11 protein-coding genes and 4 pseudogenes are annotated in these 18,078 nt (G+C 41.1%); 3 read left to right on the plus strand and 12 right to left on the minus strand.

Annotation, left to right across the window (positions count from 1 at the left end; all coding sequences use genetic code 11):
- Positions 1–2: 2 nt before the first annotated feature.
- Complete coding sequence (locus PROCOU_RS10295; RefSeq protein WP_036072184.1) at positions 3–1,901, minus strand: OPT family oligopeptide transporter; 1,899 nt, start codon at positions 1,899–1,901, stop codon at positions 3–5.
- A 223-nt stretch (positions 1,902–2,124) separates the two neighbouring features.
- Entirely contained in the window at positions 2,125–2,895 is a 771-nt protein-coding gene (locus tag PROCOU_RS10300) for a Cof-type HAD-IIB family hydrolase (RefSeq protein WP_036072186.1), read from the minus strand.
- Positions 2,896–3,462: 567 nt separating this feature from the next.
- On the opposite strand from PROCOU_RS10300, the gene PROCOU_RS10305 reads away from it, so the two are divergent.
- Together PROCOU_RS10305 and rnjA are read left to right on the plus strand one after the other, a co-directional pair.
- A complete protein-coding gene (locus PROCOU_RS10305) occupies positions 3,463–3,672 on the plus strand; it encodes a DNA-dependent RNA polymerase subunit epsilon (protein ID WP_036072188.1) in 210 nt (69 codons plus the stop codon).
- A gap of 6 nt (positions 3,673–3,678) precedes the next feature.
- Positions 3,679–5,347, plus strand: a pseudogene (rnjA, locus tag PROCOU_RS10310) (ribonuclease J1).
- A gap of 51 nt (positions 5,348–5,398) precedes the next feature.
- On the opposite strand, the gene PROCOU_RS10315 reads toward rnjA, so the two are convergent.
- The 3 genes and pseudogenes from PROCOU_RS10315 to PROCOU_RS10325 all read right to left on the minus strand — a co-directional run bounded on the left by PROCOU_RS10315 (position 5,399) and on the right by PROCOU_RS10325 (position 11,805).
- On the minus strand, positions 5,399–7,690 hold the full coding sequence (locus tag PROCOU_RS10315) for a bifunctional metallophosphatase/5'-nucleotidase (protein ID WP_036072190.1): 2,292 nt from the start codon (positions 7,688–7,690) through the stop codon (positions 5,399–5,401).
- A gap of 194 nt (positions 7,691–7,884) precedes the next feature.
- Positions 7,885–10,996: pseudogene (locus PROCOU_RS10320) on the minus strand (alpha-mannosidase).
- A gap of 104 nt (positions 10,997–11,100) precedes the next feature.
- Positions 11,101–11,805, minus strand: a complete 705-nt coding sequence (locus PROCOU_RS10325; RefSeq protein ID WP_036072192.1) for an N-acetylmannosamine-6-phosphate 2-epimerase — start codon at positions 11,803–11,805, stop codon at positions 11,101–11,103.
- 167 nt (positions 11,806–11,972) lie between these two features.
- On the opposite strand from PROCOU_RS10325, the pseudogene PROCOU_RS10330 reads away from it, so the two are divergent.
- Positions 11,973–12,933, plus strand: a pseudogene (locus PROCOU_RS10330) (LCP family glycopolymer transferase).
- A gap of 51 nt (positions 12,934–12,984) precedes the next feature.
- Here the strand turns inward: PROCOU_RS10330 and PROCOU_RS10335 are convergent.
- From PROCOU_RS10335 to liaF, 7 genes and pseudogenes are all read right to left on the minus strand, one after another.
- Positions 12,985–13,824 carry an FUSC family protein gene (locus PROCOU_RS10335; protein ID WP_036072194.1) on the minus strand — a complete coding sequence of 280 codons (840 nt, stop codon included), beginning with the start codon at positions 13,822–13,824 and terminating at the stop codon, positions 12,985–12,987.
- Positions 13,821–14,108: a hypothetical protein gene (locus PROCOU_RS17540; protein ID WP_149023660.1), complete on the minus strand. Its 288-nt coding sequence runs from the start codon at positions 14,106–14,108 to the stop codon at positions 13,821–13,823. Before PROCOU_RS17540 ends, PROCOU_RS10335 begins: the two co-directional genes overlap by 4 nt.
- A gap of 134 nt (positions 14,109–14,242) precedes the next feature.
- A complete protein-coding gene (locus tag PROCOU_RS16645; protein WP_051994343.1) occupies positions 14,243–14,734 on the minus strand; it encodes a hypothetical protein in 492 nt (163 codons plus the stop codon).
- Between the two features lie 162 nt (positions 14,735–14,896).
- Positions 14,897–15,556, minus strand: coding sequence for a potassium channel family protein (locus PROCOU_RS10345; RefSeq protein WP_036072196.1), 660 nt, complete (start codon positions 15,554–15,556; stop codon positions 14,897–14,899).
- 17 nt (positions 15,557–15,573) lie between these two features.
- Positions 15,574–16,212: a response regulator gene (locus PROCOU_RS10350; RefSeq protein WP_036072198.1), complete on the minus strand. Its 639-nt coding sequence runs from the start codon at positions 16,210–16,212 to the stop codon at positions 15,574–15,576.
- Positions 16,209–17,265, minus strand: a pseudogene (locus PROCOU_RS10355) (sensor histidine kinase). The gene PROCOU_RS10350 and the pseudogene PROCOU_RS10355 overlap by 4 nt, the downstream one beginning before the upstream one ends.
- Positions 17,262–17,975, minus strand: coding sequence for a cell wall-active antibiotics response protein LiaF (liaF, locus tag PROCOU_RS10360; RefSeq protein WP_036072200.1), 714 nt, complete (start codon positions 17,973–17,975; stop codon positions 17,262–17,264). Before liaF ends, PROCOU_RS10355 begins: the two are co-directional and overlap by 4 nt.
- Between the last annotated feature and the right edge of the window lie 103 nt (positions 17,976–18,078).

Genomic DNA, 18,078 nt, shown 5'->3' on the forward strand with positions numbered 1-18,078 from the left:
ATTTATGCTTTTTGTTTCCTTGGTACTGTAGAGAAGTAAAGCAACGTACATACAATCAAGAATACCAGGAACGGTAGCCATTGATTTGTCAACAAGTACTCCGTTGGAATAATATTCGGATTAACTGAAATCATGAACGCAATAATAACGCCTAGTAATGATTCCCCAGCAATTAAACCAGATGCAAATAATGTCCCACGCTCAATCCGTGCTGCTTTTTCCTTATCTTTTTTCACTTTGATCACTTGGTTTACGATTAAGCGCACGAACCCACCGAACATAACGGTTGCACTGATGTTTAGTGGCAAATAGAGACCTACCGCGAACACAAGCGAGTTCATACCTAAGAATTCAATAACAATAGCAATCGAAACACCGATAAAAATTAAGGTCCAAGGCAAATTGCCATTTAAGATACCTTCTGCTAAAATTTTCATCAGCGCAGCTTTTGGAGCTGGTAAAGCTTCTGAACCCATGCCATATGCGTTATCTAGCAGTGTCAAAATGTAACCCATCACAAGACCACTAGCGATAACACCAATCATCATCGCAACTTGTTGCTTCCAAGGCGTTCCACCAACGAGGTACCCTGTTTTTAAATCTTGTGAAATATCACCCGCAACAGCAAGTGCCGTACAAACAATCGCCGCAACCGTCAATGTCAGTACAATGCCTTCTGTGCCACTATAACCGAATGATTTATAAGCAATCGCTACGATCAGAAGTGTCGCAATTGTCATCCCAGAAACTGGCGAAGAAGAACTACCAACAATCCCAACAATTCGCGATGCAACCGTAACAAATAAGAATCCGAAAATCGCAATTGCTAAAGCACCAATAATGCCCACATTCGTAAATGGGTCAAACGCGATAATAACGATTAACACAGTAATCCCGATTAAAACCCATTTCATTGGAATATCTTTATCTGTACGCTCAATTTCTAGCATTTTCTGTCCTTTATTCTTATTAATTCCAACCATCGTGCTACGCAACGTCTGGATAATCGCTGGCATCGTTTTCGCAAGCGTAATCAAACCACCCGCTGCAACTGCACCGGCACCAATATAGCGAATGTAATTATCCCAAATCATGCTGGCATCTAGCGTTTTCAATGCTTCTGAAGCTGGAAAAATAATGTCTGAACTACCAGCACCGAAAAACGCAATAGCTGGAATCAAAACAAGGGACGCCATCAAGCCACCCGCTACCATCTGACCCGCAATTTTTGGACCAATAATAAAACCAACACCAAGTAGAGCCGGATAAATCTGTGTACCGATAAAAGCATTTTGAAAATTATAAATACCCGTCTGTACGTCACTTCGGAAAACTTTGAAACCATCTGTAAGAACTTTCACAAGAGCCCCAATTCCGAAACCAAATACAACGAGTTTTGCCTGTGCCCCGCCACCTTTCTCACCTGTTTTTAGAACTTCCGCACAAGCCGTTCCTTCTGGATAAGGCAATGTCTCATGTTCATTAACAATCAGCATTCTTCTAAGCGGTACCATCATGAACACGCCCAGGAATCCCCCTGTTAGCACGATGAATACTAGCATAATCTGGTTGATGTCTACACCTAGCATAAAGAGCGCTGGAATCGTAAACACCGCACCAGCACCGAGCGCTTCCCCTGCTGTTGTCATCGTCTGTACAATGTTGTTTTCTAAAATCGAATCCCGCCTAAAAATACCACGCAAAATTCCCATCGAAATAACAGCTGCCGGAATTGACGCAGATACCGTCAAGCCTACTTTGAGCCCTAAGTAAGCATTTGCCGCACCAAATAAAATTGCAAGAATAATACCAAGAACGATAGAAGTTACTGTCAATTCCGGAAGTGATTTGGAAGCAGGTATGTAAGGCTGAAACTGCTTGCTACCCATTTTATCATTCATTTTGTAACTACTCCTTTTAAGTTTTGTGTAATCTTTGTTCCTTTAAAGCAAAGATTCAGTTCTATTTTACCCCTACATACCCATTTTCGCAACGGATATATGGAAGAAACAACAAGAAATCACAATCACGGTAATTAATTTGAGAGCAGAAAGATACTATCCTTAACAACCTACTCTAGACGACAAAGCGACGAATCTTCGCTCTGATTCGCCGCTCTTCTGCTTATAATAACCCTAAACGTTGTAATCCCTTCAAAACCCCGTCATTATCCACGGAATCCGTCACAAAGTCAGCAATTGCCTTTACTTCATCACGTCCATTCTCCATCGCGACTCCCGTGCCAACTTCTTGTAACATTTCAATATCATTCAACCCATCGCCAAACGCATAAGCATCCTCAATGTTGAAATCCAAGCGCTTCAACATTTCTCGAATTCCAACCGCCTTCGAGCCGTTTGCGGGAGCCACGTCCATCGACACATCATGCCAGCGCAAGAAACCATACTCTGGAAAATTATCCTTGTAAAATGCATCATGGCTCTCATCAGCGAACAATAAACATTGATACAGCGTTCGGCCTTTATAAAATTCTGCGTCAAGCTCTGGATAACCTTCTTTCAGCGAATTCATACCCTCATGTACCTTATGATGATCCGGAATATTCGTCCGCAGTGTCTCCTCATTCATAAACACAAGTGGATGGTCCAAATTCTCCGTAATTTCAATTAAGCGCTCCATTGAATCCTGTGGCAGGGGGTTATCAAACACCATTTCCCCCTCAAAAACAACATATTGTCCATTAAAACTCACATAAGAATTAATATTCAATTCCTCACATATATCTTTCAGTAAAAAAGGAGCCCTCCCAGATGCAATCGCCACATAAACACCTTTATCTTGTAAGGCTTTCACAGCTTTTCTGGCTGAATCTGGAATCTCCTTGTTGTCATTAACCAACGTACCGTCTACATCAAAAAACACAATTTTCTTCATCGCTCAAATCTCCTCAGACCAAATTTGCGGGAAAAATGCACCCAATTACTAATCTCATCATAAGTATACCAAAAAAAAGTGCGATAGCGGATAGAAACTATGCAATTAATCTCACCACTTTGAAAACAAATCATACCTCTATAAAAAATATCTGTACAATCAAAATATGATTTTCCAAGCTTCTATCACTTTTTCAATCTATTTGAGTAGATTGTAGTAGCATTTATCTTTTTTTATGGTATATTAGAATTCAAGGATAAAAGTTCGGATTTTATTTTTACAAAGAAGTGACTTATGAAACCTACCGTGAATTGAAATCATTTGCTGTCCATTTTGTTTAAAATGCGCAGAATAATGGTATTCAATTGGAGTAGGTGAAAAAAACGCAGAATGTCATGTATATTCTAAAATCGTAGCCAAACTTTATGCACGGCTACCATTGTTTCTTTTTGCCTTTTTCACAAGTCATACCATTTTATCCATGAATTTATTATGTAAATAGATTGCAAATGAGGAGCAATGCTATTTTTACAATGAATAATAACGAAACATAAAGGAGAGAAAAAAATGATTTTTAAAGTTTATTATCAAGCAACAAAAACCGAAACACCTGTCAGAGAAAAAACACAGTCCATCTACGTGGAAGCAAGTGGCGTGCCAGAAGTGCGCGTTATTCTTAAAGACCAACCCTTCCATATTGAGTTAGTAGAACAATTGAGTGAAGCCCATCTACAATACGAAAAACAAAATGAAGATTTCCAACTGTGGGGGCAGTAAACCGCTATGAAATTTGTAAAAAATAATGAAACAGCTGTTTTCGCACTCGGTGGTCTAGGCGAAATCGGAAAAAACACTTACGGCGTGCAGTTTCAGGATGAGATAATCCTCATCGATGCTGGTATCAAGTTCCCAGAGGACGAGCTACTTGGTATTGATTACGTTATTCCTGACTACACGTATTTAATCAAAAACAAAGAAAAAAATTAAAGGTTTATTCATTACGCACGGTCACGAAGATCATATCGGTGGCGTTCCTTACTTGCTTCGTGAGCTCAATATTCCCATTTATGCTGGAAAACTCGCAGCAGCACTTATCCGCAATAAATTAGAGGAACACGGCTTACTGCGTCAAACGAAAATTTACGAGTTTGAAGAAGAAGATGTTTTCAAATTCCGAAAAACAAGTGTTTCCTTCTTCGCAACGACGCACAGTATCCCTGATTCCTACGGGGTTGTTGTCAAAACACCATCTGGAAATATAGTTCACACAGGTGATTTCAAATTCGACTTTACACCTGTTGGTGAGCCTGCAAACTTAACAAAAATGGCGGAAATAGGAAAAGAAGGTGTGCTATGCCTCCTTTCAGATTCTACCAATGCGGAAGTTCCTAATTTTACGATGAGCGAGCGTATCGTTGGCGAAAGTATTAAAAATATTTTCCGCGATGTCGATGGTCGGATTATTTTCGCGACATTTGCATCCAATATTTATCGTCTGCAACAAGTTGTAGAATCATCTGTTGCAACTGGTCGTAAAATTGCTGTTTTCGGTCGTAGTATGGACTCGGCTATCACAATTGGTATCGAGCTTGGCTACATCCAAGCGCCGAAAGACACATTTATCGAATGGGGACAATTGAATAAACTACCCGCCAATGAGGTCACGATTCTTTGTACCGGTAGTCAAGGAGAACCGATGGCTGCACTTTCGCGTATTGCGAACGGTACCCATCGTCAAATCCAAATTCAACCCGGCGATACCGTTGTCTTTTCTTCCTCACCAATTCCGGGAAATACACTTAGCGTAAACCGCACAATTAATCTACTTTTCCAAGCCGGTGCAGAGGTTGTTCACGGTAAAGTTAACAACATTCATACATCTGGTCACGGTGGCCAACAAGAACAGAAACTGATGCTTCGTCTCATGAAACCTAAATATTTCATGCCAATTCATGGGGAATTCCGAATGCAGAAATTACATGCCCAGTCCGCGTTTTATTGTGGTGTTCCTCATGAAAATAGCTTCATCATGGAAAATGGAGATGTGCTGGCTCTAACTGCTGATACTGCACACGTTGCAGGAAAAATCCAAGCAGCCAACGTATATATCGATGGTAGCGGAATTGGTGATATCGGTAATATCGTTTTACGCGATCGCCGTGTCTTGTCCGAAGAAGGCTTAGTTATCGTTGTTGTCTCCATCAGTGCGGCTAAAAATAAAGTGATGGCTGGTCCAGATATCATTTCCCGTGGCTTCATCTACATGCGTGAATCTGGCAATCTGATTAATGAGGCACAAGGTTTATTGCGCCGTCATTTAAACAAAGTAATGGACAGCAAAACGACACAATGGTCCGAGATTAAAAATGAAGTCACAGATACGCTACAACCGTTTTTATATGAAAAAACAAAGCGCCGTCCGATGATTTTACCAATCATTATGGAAGTTTAGTATAGAAAAGACTCCAATCAGAATTTCCTGATTGGAGTCTTTTTTGCATGATTAAGCTTTTCGTCTTACGTAATAAAGTCCAACACCGATTAACACTAATCCACCGAGCACAATACCCGTTTGATTTTCGTCACCAGTTTGTGGCAAGTTCTCATTTTTCACAGGAACAACCACTGATGATTTATCCCCTGTTGCTGGAGGAATAACCGGTTCTAACGTTGCCGTACTGCCGTTCCCATTACCCATATCCGGTAAGTCTATGTCACTCCCGTTATTATCGCCAGGAATTTCTTCACTACCACCATTATCAATTGGATCTGCAGCCATAACAGCTACTGTAAATGTCTTGCTGTAACCGTCTGCATCCGTTACCGTGATGCCAAATGTATCTCCTTCTTTCAAATTTTCACTACTCATATCAATTTCAAAATTACCATCTGCATCCGCAACAACTGGTGCTACTCTTGCTTGCACTGCCAAAGTGTCTAACGAAACGGTTGCGCCTGGAATTGTTTTTCCTTTAAATACAGCATCTTTTTCTTTATACGATACAAAAGTCGTACTATCCGTAATCGCTTGAACTGCTGCATCTTCTTTTTCCTTCGCTATTTCTGCTTCTGTTTTGAAAGTTTTGCGACCAAGTTCAGGCGTTACAAGCTTGATCTGTGATTGAATATAATTGATAAATGTGTCTGTATCAGGATCAATAACATCGACTTGTTTTCCTTTTGTGAAAGCAAAGAAAGAATCACCTCCGCCAAATAGGAAATCATTGATTACTACACGATACGTCGCTGCTGTGTCTAATTTCGTGCCATCTTCCTTCATCACATCAACTACGCGCTTCTCACCAGCATCACTTTTTGTGTACGTGTATGTCAAACCAGAAATTTGTAAGAAGTATTTTTCAGATTCGTCATATTGCTGATTTAAAGCTTCAATAATATCTGCTCCAGAAAGTTCGACTACTTGCAAAATATTTCCAAAAGGTTGTACGGCTTGCGCTGCGCCCCAAGTAACTGCATATGAACCGCTTGCCGCTGTTCCAACAAGATCTGCACGAATCCCACCGTTATTTGTCATCGCAAAATCAACCGGAATTCCAGCTTGCTTTGCCATTTCGCGTTGACCGTCTGTAATTAAATTACCCAGTGGTGATTCATTATCCGCATTTGTATCACGTGTCAGCACTGCACTATCCATTTTTCCAATCGGCTTGCTGATGACAGGGTTCACTAATGAATAAGCTTCGTCAATAACACTGCGAACCGCCGAATCTGGCGTTACGTCTTGTAAATTGTATTTAATTTCCGCATTAGGAGTTGCCTCAAAATCTTTTGTCGTTTTGTTAAGTATACCTGTTACATTCGAATACGCTTTCCCATTGTTGTAGCTCTGCACCAAGCGTGTATTCCCTACTTTTCCGTTCGTATATTGATGATTGTGTCCGGCTAAAACAAGGTCGACGCTATTGTTAGGGGCTATCTGATTCACCTTGTTAATCATATCCACAGCTGCACCAGAAACTGCACCTTCTCCATTTGTTGGATTACCTGGAGTCAGCGCTGGAACGTGTGACAAGACGACAATTGCATTCACACCTTTTGCTTGTAATTCCGCCGAGTATTTAGCGATTGTCTCCGCTTCATCTAAGAAATTGAAATTTTGAATATGATTCGCTAGTACTAGTGATGGAATCTCAGTCGTTACAACGCCGATAAATCCAACGTCCACACCACCCATATTTTTAATCTCATACGGCTTGAAGCCATAAGGAACCGCGCCATCAGACTTGTTCACCACGTTCGCAACGACAATTGACATGTCGGATGCTTCATGATTGTAGTTCTGCGTGATTTCATTAAAATCGGACGTATCTCCACCATCTAAAATTCGCTTAAATTCCGCTAAGCCTTCATCAAATTCATGATTTCCAAGCGTCCCAATTTCGAATTTCATCCGATTTAGCACTTTGATTGTTGGCTCATCTTGCAATAAACCTGATACTGCTGGACTCGCACCGACCATGTCCCCCGCTTGCACGCGTATCGAATTACTTGCCGAGTTGTCCGCTAAACCATTCGCTGCCAAAAATGTTGCTTCTGTATTGTTCAAGTTTGTAGCCAAGTAATCCGCACCGCCAATTTTACCAAGTGGTGAGCTTGAAGGCGTATCCAATGCCCCGTGAAAATCATTCACTCCCAAAATTTGGATAGGCGCAAGATTAGGGTTGACTGCGGCGTTTGCTAGATAGGCGCTACTCCCAATCGATGTTGTACCAATTCCAACCGTCAAACTCGCTGCTAAAACAATTTTTAATCCTTTTTTGTAAAAATGCTTCACGTTTTAAATCCTCCCTTTTTTTGTGTGCAGTAAAACATTAGATATGTTATGTATATAAATTAGCTGTTCACACCACACTTGTAAGCGTTTTAGTTGTACCTCCTCATTGTAACAAAAGCCACACTCCATTTCAATGGATTAAAATACCTTAACAAAGAACTAAATCAAGCCTACTTTGTCAAGGTATCGCCAAGCTATTTCAATTGAATTTTAAAAGTTTTCACCTCATACGGTGTAACTGAAAAACTCCATCTACCAGTCTCTTTTTCAGCAATTGGCCGTTCCATCAAATCACATTCCTGCCATGATTCTATTTGAAAGTCACTTGTTAACACTACATGACAACGACCACCCGTAAATTCATGCAATCGAACAATAATCGCATCATCATCCTCTGCTTTTTTCACGGCATCAATTTGAATCTGCTCATGATTCGATCTTAACAATGAGCGATTATCATGCGATCCAAGTGCAGCACGTAGCGGATTGTTAAGCGCCCAAGCCTCCTGCACTACATCGCCTTCCACAAAATCACCTTTATGCGGCAGTAGTGCATACGTAAACATGTGCTCGCCTTGATCTTGCGTGACGTCCGGATATATTGCTGATTTCAGTAGCGTTAAGCGCATGACATGATCCTTAATATCGTGACCATATTTACAATTGTTTAAAATACTGACACCGTATCCCGTCTCACTCAAATCTGCCCACTGATGTCCAACTGTCTCAAAACGCGCATAATCCCAGCTCGTATTCCAATGCGTCGGTCGCTTCACATTTCCATATTGAATGTCATATGTCGCCTCCGATGCCATAACATCCACTGGGAATGCCACTTTTAGCAACTGTTGCTTTTCATGCCAGTCAATCTCCGTTTCAAAATCAATTCGCGCACTATCTCGGTAAAAATGAATGTTTTGCGCAATCGTCGAGCTACCATATAACCACTCCATTCGAACTGTCGCTTGAAGTTCACCATTTTGGGTCACCGCCACACTTTCTAGCTGCGTCACCTCACGCATTTTTTTCTTGGTAATAAATATCAATATCCCATGCATCAAAATTCAGCGGTTTATCCTCAAAAACCTGCAACACATTACCGGCCTCATTCTTTGCCAGAACCTCACGCGCATGTCTTTTATCAAAGATTTGCGTAAACTGCCCAGCTTCATTCCAAGTCACACGATAACGATTCGTCTCCAAGCCATTATGAACAACTTGTGCTAACGGCTTCACCTCGGTATTTTCAGCAGTCACTTCATACGTCAATGTTTCCGTCCCAAAGGAAGTCAAACCATCCAAAGCAACTAACCAACTCCCCGCCAAATTCCGCTCAGCATCCAAACGTTTCCCAACCGCATCCTTCCAAATCACCGTCTCCAATGTTGGAATCGCAATTTCAGCCAAACGCGGTCGCTCCCAAATCGAACTATTCATTAACGTCACACAATTTAGCGTATTCTCATCCATTGCACTCATCTCGTCATATGCCATCAACGCCAAATTTTCCGCCTCATCATACTCCACGACACAATCCTCATACACCTCCTGAATCGAGGAACCTGGAATAATATCGTGAAACTGATTTCGCAACACAATTCGCCAACTTTCGCGAAGAAGATCACTTGGATACGCTTCAAAATCTCCTGTTTGTGCTATCTGTAGCACTTGAAACCATTCAGCATCTCGAAGCAACAACTCCAATTTTCGGTTCATTTTCTTGTTATGCGCCTGCGAAGTATATGTCCCGCGGTGGTACTCAAAATAAAGCTCACCATTCCACGTATGTACATACTCCTCCGAATTCTCCACACGTTCATGCAATCTTTCAAAATAAGGCCCAGCAAGCCCCGTTTCTACTTTTGGCATACCCGGCATCTTATCAAATCGGTCAATCATCTCTAGCATCTCGCGTGTCGGTCCTCCGCCACCATCACCAAAACCATACGAAACGAGCAACTCATTGTTCAAATTTTTATCATTATAACTGTCCCAAACGCCCTTCACCGCACGCGCCGTAATATTTCCATTATACGTATAATAGATATCATGCGCATTATCAGGTGTCGTAATAAAATGCGTCAAAATTTCCGAACCGTCAATCCCGCGCCACCAAAATGTATCATGTGGCATTTTATTAAACTGATTCCAACTTATCTTCGTCGTCATAAACGTCTCTAGGCCTGATTTCTTCAAAATCTGAGGTAACGCCCAACTATAGCCAAACACATCTGGCAACCATAAAAACTTACTATTCTTGCCAAACTCCTCCTTAAAGAACCGCGTCCCTTGTAATATTTGGCGCACTAATGACTCTCCAGAAGGAATGTTACAATCCGCTTCCAGCCACATCCCACCATCCGCTTCCCAGCGCCCATCCGCAACTCGCGCCTTCATCTTTGCATAAATATCCGGATAATCCTCTTTAATATAAGCATATAGCTGTGGCTGTGACTGCAAGAATTCATAATTCGGGTACTGCTCCATCAATCGCATCACCGTTGAAAATGAGCGTGCCGATTTCTCACGCGTATGCTTCAAACGCCACAACCAAGCTACATCAATGTGCGTATGGCCAACACACGTCACCGTCACATCAAAATTTTTCGGCATCGCATCAATCTTTAAATTAAGCAACCTTCCGGCCTCATGTAACGATGCCACATGCTCCGCGCTACCAGGATTCGCCCAATCAATCACTCGAAAACTATGATCTAGCGCCTGCATCAAACCGTAACGCTCTGTGCTATTCTCTGCCAAATAGTCAAGTGTCTGTAAAGTGGCAAAAGCCGTGTAATAAAGATCATCCACCGCCACATCTAAGTAGCCGATAAAAGCCTCCTTAATCCGATGCTCCTGCGCACTAACTTGACCACCACCCTCAAGGCCCGACCACAATCTAAAAATCAGTTCCACCCGTGTTCCCGCCAAATCATCCGAAAAAAACACTTCTTTATGATTCTGATCCACCCCCTGATAAGGCTCCCCATTCATGAACAATAGTGACTCAAAACCAGAATTATTACCATCTCCTGTTTTCCCAAAATCAAAAAAACCCAAAATCCGATGCCCTTCTCGTTTAGCTGGTAATACAACACTTGCCCTCAACCAAACATAACGATCTCGACCACACCAATTCTCTCCAAGCGCGATTTTCTCCTTAAAATTTAATCCAGTAGGATAACTCCCAATCGCACCTAGCGAATCTTCCATGATATCAAAATCTGAAATCAGCTCCGATATCACATAGCGATATTGGCTAAGCTCCCCATTTCGGTTTTGTACCTTTTCTTTCGTCCAAAACATGCTATCACACCTTCCAGTTAGTTAAACGCTTTCATAAGTGAAATATATCATAGAAAACCAACAAGTCAACTAGACAAACTAAAGAAAAAGAAATTCGCGTCTCATCACGAATTCCCTTTCAAACTATCAACAAAGCGCGCTGTAATCAATTGCGGCCTCGTAATTGCACCGCCAACCACAATCGCAAAAACACCAATCTGTTGAATCTGTTTTGCAATTTCTGGTGTCAAAACATTCCCTTCCGCAATAACGCCAGCCATTCGAATCTCGCGCACCATTTGACGCAAAAGAGCGAAATCATCATCCGCAATTTTTTTCCCGCTCGTCTCTTCCGTATAACCAAACAAAGTAGGCGCTACAAAATCAAATCCTAACCGCTCTGCCTCAATCGCTTCCTCCAGTGTAGCAACATCTGCCATAAAAAACTGCTCAGGATACTTCTGTCTAATTTCAGGAAACAACTCCGAAATCACAGTCCCATCAGGCCTCACTCGACTCGTCCCATCCATCGCTACAATCTCCGCCCCCGATGCGACAATCTCGTCCACCTCAGTCATTGTTGGCGTAATAAAAACTGGACATGTGCCATAGTTTTTCTTATAAATTCCGATAACCGGTAACTCCACTTCCTCTTTTATCGCTACAATATCCACAGCTGTATTCGCCCGAATTCCGACCGCCCCACCTACCTCAGCAGCACGTGCCATTTTAGCCATAATATGTGAACTATGTAGCGGCTCATCTTCCAAAGCCTGACACGAGACAATCAAACCTTGCGACATTTTTAAAACCTTATTTTCTTCTTTCATGGCAAAATTCCTTCCAATTTATCATTAAATTCTAATTTGATTTATAGCCCTTGGAGTGATAACATTATGATAGCATTAAGTTTAACAATAAAGGTCAATTTATACCACTTATAAATATTACTTAGATAAAATAAGACGTGTCAACACACAGAAAGATAGGACTAAATATGGATACAATTCGCTTTCAACCCTTCGAGAAAAAGCCATCCAGATTGATGCATCGACTGCAAATCTCCTTTGTTATCCTACTAGGCATTATGTTCACACTAGGTGCCTTTGCGATTCACTATTATAACGGTATCCAACAAACATTGAACGGCATTCACGTACCATTGTCTAAAGATAAAGCCTCGACTAGTACACTAGCAGATGGTCATGCTTTTTCAATTCTGATGATTGGGACAGATGCCCGGGCTGGTGAAACAAATGGACGTTCTGATTCTATGATTCTCGCGACAATTAATAAAGAAAAAAAATTCCGTCAAAATGCTTAGTATCCCACGAGATACGAAAGTGACCTATGATGACGGCAATATAGGCAAAATTAATGGTAGCTACTCTAAAGGAGGCGCAGAAGGTACTGTAGGTGCTGTAGAGAAACTGATGAATGTTCCCATCGACTACTACGTTACTATCAATATGAAAGGCTTCAGTGATCTTGTATCTGCTGTGGGTGGCGTCCGTGTTACGAATGATATTAATCTAACCAACGTTAACAAACGCTTTGTAGAAGGCAAGATTGATTTGAATGGAAAAGAAGCCTTGCAATACGTTCGAATTCGTCATGAGGACCCCCGCGGAGATTTTGGACGTCAAGATCGACAACGTGATGTCATCATGGGCATCAGTAATGAACTAGCCGGCACTTCCTCCATCACTCATTTTAATAAGCTTCTAAAAGCAGTGGGGGATAACTTTACGACAAACCTTGCGATGGATGATATCCTAGAAATCGCTACTAGCTACTCCAGCGTAAGAAATGATGTCGACACACTCAAAATGGAGGGCGAAGGTGTCTCCATTTACAGTGAAGCTTACGGTTTCAATCTCTACTACTACGAACCAGAATCCAAATCAAAAGCTACAGCAACAAAAACTTTCCGTGAACATTTAGGTTTGAAAAACTAACAAAAAAACAGATGAGGATTGCGATTATGATCCCTATCTGTTTTTTTGTTATCATAATTTAATTTCCGAACTAATTTTCTCAAAAAGTCGATCTAATGTTTGCTCATGGAAAGCAATAGCCTCTTTTAAACCAACCTCTGCATCACCTGAAATTGGATGATGATACAAAATTTCCAAATTATGTAGCATCTGCTCTAAATCATGAATGAGCGATAACATCGGTTCGGCATCCTCTACTTTCGGTACAAAACTGCTATCATTCACAATCGTCATCCGTTCTTCCTTCAGCACCTGCAAAGCTTTCCAAGCCACAAGCAAATCATCATGAAGATCTTTTTTACTTTGATACTTCATTCGAATTTTTTCAATGTGCGTTAAACAAGCCTTTGCATGATTGTAAAATACGCGGTTCATCTCTGTTTTCTTTTTCGGGTAAAGTGAGTAAACAAGGAAACCTATAACCAATCCTATCAATGTATCCAACATCCGATTATTAATGTAAAGAACCGGTTCACCTTCCCCTTTTCCAACCAAAACCATGACCGTGATAACTGCCATAACCGGTGTAAACTTCCCAACAAACAAGTAACCCCATAAAACAGCAATCGTTGTAGCAATCGGTATCATGAAAAAGTGATGATCTGGAACAATAAAATAGAAGACTACACCAGTTAGCCCACCAACAATCGTCCCTAGAATCCGCTCCATACTCGATTTATACGTCGCACCTTTTGTCAATTGTGCGGTAATATAAATCGCATTAAATACATACGTCGGATAAACAATGTACTTTCCCAAAAAAGGATATAAAGCAACACAAATAACTAGACTAATTAACACTTTGGCAACACGAGGATCTAGTGCTAACCGTTCTTTCAACGATGTCTTCATGCCACTTTACCCTCATTAAGCTTTTGTATACTCTCATGTATCGCGTCGATCCCTTTTGTAAACTCGTTAATATGAAAGCTTAGCACCTTATCCCCATCAATCTCGGTCGCAACATCACTCATTCCAAGTTTGCTTAGCTCGTTCTTAACGGTTGCATCCACCCGGTATTCTCCCAATTCCGAAATCGTTAACAAACTAAAGTAAGCCTGAACATAAAACGTCAATGTTTTTTGATAAATTTCCACATGTACAGGATTTTTTTTTACGTCCCTGCGCATACTCATGAATCAACATCTGCGACTGCAAAAAAATGCCATACAGCGGTTTTGATCGCCCTGGTTCCTTTTTTAATAAAATATTTTGTAACTCTTTTTGGAGTAGTGATACTGTTTGTCCCATCATTATCTGAATCGACTTCTCAATCGGAATGTGCACAAATCGTACAATAAAGCGTACTACGAAAAAAAAGAGGCGATACATCAACTAACGCGATAAGCAACACAGCCCAATAAGGTATACCCATATCTGACGTATCAAGAAAAAATAGAGCTGTCCCAACCGCCATCGTTATTACCATGTATTTTTGCGGCATGATAAAATTAATTACTAAAAGTGCGGTAGCCATGACCACGAAATAAACATACACACTATTATCAAAAAATGTTGATGAAAAGCCTACAATCATACAGGCTACGATGAACATTAAGCCTATTTTCGATATCGCTTTTTTTGTGAAACCACTCGTTGATTGAAGCGAGATAATCCCCATCAGCAGGGCAATTGGTAATAAGCCTATCAGCTGCGGCAGAATCAATGTGTGGAAACCGACACAAATAATCGCAAAAATAAAGACTTGTAACATATGTATTAAACCCTTCATTCCGACTTTTGCTAAAACTAGTTTTTTCATTCTATATTCTCCCCTCGTTTAATTTAATTTTATTTATAACTTTTTAATATTTTGATGTATTCGAATAGCTGTTTGTATATACCCTTATTTAGCAGCGAATAGGCATTTGTTTGAGACAAAATAAAAAGGCCGCGTATCACTTCCACGCCAAGCCCTCTCACCCTATTGAATTTGTTCCTGTAAACGTTCAATATCATCGTCACTACCAATCACAATGAGAACATCACTAGACTGCAATACGTCCGTTGCTTCCGGTGTAATAATCATCTGCTTATCACGCTTAATTCCAACAATATTCACACCAAATGAATTCCTGAAATCTAGTTCGTGTATGCTTTTACCAAGAAACTTGCGATTTGAAACGGAAATCTCAACCAAGCTATACTCATCCGATAGCTCCAAATAATCCAACATATTTTTAGAGACGATATAATGCGCAATTCGGCGCCCCATATCGCGTTCAGGATGTACGACACGATCTGCCCCAATTTTATCAAGCAATTTCGCGTGCTTATCATTCGTTGCTTTAGCCGTGACATACTTCACTCCCATCTCTTTTAAAATAAGCGTTGTCAAGATACTTGACTGAATATCCTCACCAATCGACACAATCACGTGTTCAAAATTCCGAATCCCAAGTTGACGCAGCGCATTCTCATCCGTGGAGTTACAAATAACCGCATGCGTTGCAATCGATATAAATTCGTTAACCCGTTCCTCGCTTGAATCAATTGCTAGCACTTCCATTCCTTGCTCGACAAGCGACTTACAAATACTACCGCCGAAGCGGCCTAATCCAATAACTGCAAATCCTTTTTTCATCGCAAAAATTCGCCCCTTTACTCTTTATCAACAAGGTCGTGTTTAAACGCATAAATCGCCGCTTGCGTACGATCCTGCACATCCAGCTTCGATAAAATATTACTCACATGTGTCTTCACCGTTTTTAGCGTAATAAAAAGTTCATCTGCAATTTCCTGATTCGATTTACCTTCTGCAATCAATAGTAAAATCTCGTTTTCTCGATTCGTCAAATCATCGTGCAAATTCTTCTCTGGTTTTGCCGTCAAACGCTGCATCATTTTTCCGGTTACTTCTGGCTCTAAGACAGAATCCCCACCATATGTAGCACGAATAGCATCTGCAATCTCGCCCGCCGTCGATGTTTTCAACATATAACTCGATGCACCCGCCTCAAGCGCTGGATACACTTTCTCATCATCAATAAAACTCGTCACAATGATAATTTTCGCCGTTTTCCATTGACGCATAATCTCCTGTGTCGCCTCGATGCCGTCCATTTCATCCATCACTAAGTCCATCAAAATGATATCCGGACGTAATTCCATCGCCAGCTGGACGCCTTCCCGGCCATTCTCTGCCTCGCCAACGACTTCCATATCATCCTGAACCGAAAGATACGCGGAAACACCGATTCGCACCATTTCGTGATCATCTACAAGTAAAACTTTTATCATTCGCCGTCCACATCCTTTTTCTTCACCAGTGGAATCTTGATTTCCACACTCGTTCCCTTTTTAGGAAAACTAATGATTTTAATCGAGCCGCCAAATTCAGCCACCCGCTCACGCATATTTTGCAAACCATACGACCCAGTCTGCGGTTTATTCATATCAAATCCAATTCCATCATCGACTACTTTTAAAACGACCAAATTATCAATCACAATCATCCGAACTTCCAATAGGTTCGCCTTTGAGTGACGCAACGTATTAGATAGCAATTCCTGCACAATTCGGAATAAATGATCCTCGATACCTTTTTGGAACGAAATATCTTCAATCTGCCATTCAACCTGAATCGGTAACTTCGTCGTCAATTCCTTCAGCAATAACTCAATTCCATTTTTCAACGACTTTCCTTCTAATTGAGTTGGACGTAAATGCAACAGTAAGGCGCGCATTTCCGACTGCGATTCATTCACAATCGACTCGACCATTCGCAACTGCTTTTGCATCGTCGGCGTTGCATTCTTCTCACTTTGTTCATTGAGTGCCGACAAAAGCATCATCGCCGCGAAAAGTTGCTGACTCACAGAATCATGCAATTCCCGCGCAATCCGGTGTCGCTCCTCCGCCAAAATAGCCTCTTTCGATTGCCCGGTTGTCTCCGCACGCTCATTCGCGATTTCCTGTGTCATCATCGTCTGTGCCTTCATTTTGTAACGTAATCGCTCAATCTGTTTGTACACCTGCTGAATCTCTGCATAAACTTCCTCTTCATCGGCTGGCTTCTTCTCCAATTCTCCTTGCTCCAAAAGCCGTAGTGAAAAATCAATTGCCTCGAATTTTCGCTTAATAATGTAACCAATCACCGCTCCGACAATGAGTCCGACCGAAACAGCCATCAATACAATAAACACAATAAAGGGTAAGTAAAAAAATCTTTTTACCAATCAGAAGGTCATACCATGAAATGTTGCTACTCGATTGATAAATTACTGTCGTTCCAAGCGTTGCAATCAATAACAAAACAGTTGTAGTCGCCATCGAAGCACGTGTAAAGGTCATAGTCTAATCACCTCTAAATCACCAAGCACGACAGACGTAATGATTTTCACCTTACGTGGTGCCATTTCATAGTTATCCGAATAAAGCTTAATTGTGTCATTTTGTATGATTGTACTTTTTTTATCATATTGTAAATGCCCGAAAATCGCTGAGTGTTCCAGACAAATTCCTAAATCAAACGGTACTAACAAGCGAATCTTGCCCGAAAAGCTCCGAATCAACACAACACTCTCACCCGTAGGTAATACTGTGTTCCCAAGATCGATAATTGTGTCACCGATTCCTGTTTGAATGTTGATATCATCCCATTCATATACCACATCTAGCACCCGCTGATTACCAAACCACTGATTGCGAATAAACGTGTTACGCGGATTCAAGTTTTCCGCCGTTTCCTTCGTCTTTACCATTAACAACTGTGGCGCACGCTTACGGCTCACATAATAATATACTGCAAAAATCCCGGCGACGACCAAACCGATTTTAAACGTTGCCGTCAAAAGCACTGAAATTAAAATAAATACTGCCGCAATAAAGAGCCTTGTCCGAGCTTTCTTTTTCGGGACTCCTTCTTTGCGCGATGTAAATAAAAAGCAAATACCAATCGCAAACAGAACGAGTAATTCCCACCTGAAGAGCATTTCAAATGCGATACCCACTGCGATTAAAACTAAGAATAAGAAAATAAACGAACCTTCTAATTTTTTCATCTGAATACACCCCCTTTGTTGTCAAATTTTGAGCTAGACTCAAGCGAACGGGTAACTAGAATATTAACTTTCTGTCCCCATTATAAACAGCCCAGCCCAATCA

It is taken from the genome of Listeria rocourtiae FSL F6-920, assembly GCF_000525975.1.
Taxonomy (GTDB): domain Bacteria; phylum Bacillota; class Bacilli; order Lactobacillales; family Listeriaceae; genus Listeria_A; species Listeria_A rocourtiae.

What these genes read in the sequence shown, in the direction of transcription:
- PROCOU_RS10350 (WP_036072198.1), bottom strand. Translation starts at nt 16,212, where the DNA reads ATGATAAAAGTTTTACTTGTAGATGATCACGAAATGGTGCGAATCGGT.
- PROCOU_RS10325 (WP_036072192.1), bottom strand. Translation starts at nt 11,805, where the DNA reads ATGAAAGAAGAAAATAAGGTTTTAAAAATGTCGCAAGGTTTGATTGTC.
- PROCOU_RS10305 (WP_036072188.1), top strand. Translation starts at nt 3,463, where the DNA reads ATGATTTTTAAAGTTTATTATCAAGCAACAAAAACCGAAACACCTGTC.
- PROCOU_RS16645 (WP_051994343.1), bottom strand. Translation starts at nt 14,734, where the DNA reads ATGAAAAAACTAGTTTTAGCAAAAGTCGGAATGAAGGGTTTAATACAT.
- PROCOU_RS10335 (WP_036072194.1), bottom strand. Translation starts at nt 13,824, where the DNA reads ATGAAGACATCGTTGAAAGAACGGTTAGCACTAGATCCTCGTGTTGCC.
- PROCOU_RS10300 (WP_036072186.1), bottom strand. Translation starts at nt 2,895, where the DNA reads ATGAAGAAAATTGTGTTTTTTGATGTAGACGGTACGTTGGTTAATGAC.
- PROCOU_RS10345 (WP_036072196.1), bottom strand. Translation starts at nt 15,556, where the DNA reads ATGAAAAAAGGATTTGCAGTTATTGGATTAGGCCGCTTCGGCGGTAGT.
- PROCOU_RS10295 (WP_036072184.1), bottom strand. Translation starts at nt 1,901, where the DNA reads ATGAATGATAAAATGGGTAGCAAGCAGTTTCAGCCTTACATACCTGCT.
- PROCOU_RS17540 (WP_149023660.1), bottom strand. Translation starts at nt 14,108, where the DNA reads ATGAGTATGCGCAGGGACGTAAAAAAAAATCCTGTACATGTGGAAATT.
- liaF (WP_036072200.1), bottom strand. Translation starts at nt 17,975, where the DNA reads ATGAAAAAATTAGAAGGTTCGTTTATTTTCTTATTCTTAGTTTTAATC.